This window comes from Pseudomonas sp. JV245A (genome assembly GCF_032424515.1).
Lineage (GTDB): Bacteria > Pseudomonadota > Gammaproteobacteria > Pseudomonadales > Pseudomonadaceae > Aquipseudomonas > Aquipseudomonas protegens.
The window spans coordinates 1-848 of sequence record NZ_VYKE01000450.1; the positions used below are offsets into that span (position 1 = coordinate 1).

Here is an 848-nt window from a genome sequence, read left to right on the forward strand (position 1 = left end):
CAGCGCCAGCGGGTCAGCTGCGCCCGGGCCCTGGCCCACAACCCTCAGGTATTGCTGGCGGACGAGCCGACAGCGGCCCTGGACCCCTTGAACGCTCAGCGGGTGATGCAACTGCTGGTGCAGCAGTCGCGGGACCAGGGGGTGTGCTGTGTGATCGCCACCCACGACGAACCCCTGGCCCGGGCCAACGGCTTGCAGGTACGACGCATCGCCTGCCAGCGCGACGCCGATGGCGGAGTCACTGCCACGCTTGGGGAGGCCTGCTGATGCGCGCCTCCCTGACCGCGGCACTGGCCTGGCAGGACTACCGGGCCGACAGCTGGCTGTCGGCCTGTTCGGTGCTGGCCCTGGTGGCGGTGATCGCCCCCTTGCTGGTGCTGTTCGGGCTCAAGTTCGGGCTGGTGAGCAGCCTCACCGAGCGCCTGGAAAAGGACCCGGCGGTGCGCGAGATCATTCCCCTGGGCGGCGGGCGCTTCAGCGCCGACTTCATCGCCCAGTTGGGGCAGCGTCCGGACGTGGCCTTTGCCTTGCCGCGTACCCGGCAGATCGCCGCCACCGCGGACCTGTCCCGGGGCACGGGGGATATCGGCCTGACCGTGGAAATGCTCCCCACCGCGGCCGGCGACCCCTTGCTCGGGCGCTTGCCGGCGCCCCGGGGCATGAGTGGCGTGCTGCTCAGCCGCACCGCCGCCGAGAAGCTTGGGGTGCAGCCGGGGGACTGGTTGCAGGCGACCTTTGGCCGGCAGGTGGCGGGGCGCAGCGAGGTACAGCGGACCCGGGTCCAGGTGGAGGGCGTTCTGCCGCTGGAGGCCTTTGCCCGGGACGCGCTGTTCGCCCCGCTGGCGCTG

Annotated in this window: 1 protein-coding gene and 1 pseudogene; both read left to right on the forward strand. The window is 71.8% G+C overall.

Annotation, left to right across the window (positions count from 1 at the left end; translation table 11 throughout):
- A pseudogene (locus tag F6S12_RS32360) lies at positions 1 to 267 on the forward strand (ABC transporter ATP-binding protein); the annotation flags it as partial.
- On the forward strand, positions 267 to 848 hold a 582-nt coding region (locus F6S12_RS32365; protein WP_315869937.1), incomplete at its 3' end, for an ABC transporter permease. The pseudogene F6S12_RS32360 and the gene F6S12_RS32365, both read left to right, overlap by 1 nt.